Origin of the sequence: Streptomyces sp. NPDC059564, assembly GCF_042735575.1 — a bacterium.
Taxonomy (GTDB): Bacteria; Actinomycetota; Actinomycetes; order Streptomycetales; family Streptomycetaceae; genus Streptomyces.
In genome coordinates this window covers 1-1,333 of record NZ_JBHWBP010000692.1, presented here as the reverse complement: position 1 = coordinate 1,333, position 1,333 = coordinate 1, and the positions used below count along the sequence as shown (strand labels likewise).

Here is a 1,333-nt window from a genome sequence, read left to right as displayed (position 1 = left end):
GCGCTCGGTGGACCAGTTCGCGTGGCTGGAGGGGTTCGTCAGGTCGTACGTGGTACCGGAGAGCCGTCCGTCCGGCCCGCGGACGCCGCTGTAGCGCCCGATGGGCCCGTGCGACCAGCCGATCTCGAAGTAGATGTTCTGGCCGTCGACGGAGCCCGTCCGGACGGTCCCCACCGTATTGCCGGAACGCACCGATCCGAAGAGCCGGCCCGCGCCGTCCTGCGTGAAGTCCACCGCCACCGTGGCGTTGGTCTGGTACAGGGTCCACTGCCCCGCGGCGTTGAACCCCGGCGCGCGGACGGTCTGCGCCGCGCCCGGCGGGGCGGCGGCGCTGCTCGCGGGGGCGGCGAAGCCGGCCCCGGCGACGGAGAGGAGCACGGCGACGGAGGTCGCGGTCAGGAGCTTGGACATACGGCGTGCGGCGGACATGGGCCCTCCTGGGGCATCCGGGACGATCGATCCCGTTGCGTCACGCAAAGGATCTCGGCGGCAGGCCTACCCGCCCCGAACGCGGTGAGGCCCGGGTTCACCCGAACGAGTCCGCGCGCGGGTGACGTGCGCCCCCCATGCGCCCGTGCCACGCTGGTCACAGGCCCGGGGCAGGCGACCGTCGCGAGGATCGGGGCGTGCGGTGATGCGAGCAACGAACACGGGATCCCTGCGGCGCCGGGTCGCGGCGTCCTGCGCGGCGCTGCTGCTCGTGGCCCTGACCTCGGGCACGGCGGCCGGGTCGGGCACCCCGGGCGCGCCCCGTTCCGACGACGACGGCACGGGCACCGGCACCCTCGACCCGCGGATCACCGAGATCATGCGCAAACCGGAGTACGCCCACGCCCAGTGGGGCCTGTTGCAGACCGACCCGGGCAGCGGGCGGGTGGTGCACAGCCTGTTCGCCGGCCAGTTCTTCATCCCGGGCTCGACGGCCAAGCTGTTCGGCGTGTCCGGGACCTGGCAGACCCTCGGCGCGGACCACCGCTTCGTGACTCCGCTCTACGCGGTCGGCGAGCGGCGCGGCGGCACGCTGACCGGCGACCTCGACCTGGTCGCCCAGGGCGATCTCACCATGGGCGGCCGGACCCGCCCCGACGGCACGGTCGCGTACACCGACCTCGACCACACCTACGCCAACGACTTCCCCGGCGCCACGCTCACCCCGGAGAACCCCCTCGCCGGGATCGACCAGATCGCCCGCCAGGTAAGGAGCTCGGGCATCACCCGCGTCGACGGCGACGTCATCGTCGACCAGCGGCTCTTCCTCCCGGAACCGGTCTTCGACCCCGTCCCCACGCCCCTGGTCATCAACGACAACCTCATCGACCTCCTGACCACCCCC

At 73.1% G+C, this 1,333-nt stretch carries 2 protein-coding genes; one reads left to right on the top strand and one right to left on the bottom strand.

Annotated elements, in window-relative coordinates; translation table 11 throughout:
• Positions 1 to 429: hypothetical protein (locus ACFV0Q_RS41690; protein WP_385013335.1), on the bottom strand; the 429-nt coding region annotated here is incomplete at its 3' end.
• Between the two features lie 205 nt (positions 430 to 634).
• Between ACFV0Q_RS41690 and ACFV0Q_RS41685 the strand changes: the two genes are divergently transcribed.
• The coding region (locus ACFV0Q_RS41685) for a D-alanyl-D-alanine carboxypeptidase (RefSeq protein ID WP_385013333.1) at positions 635 to 1,333 on the top strand (699 nt) is incomplete at its 3' end.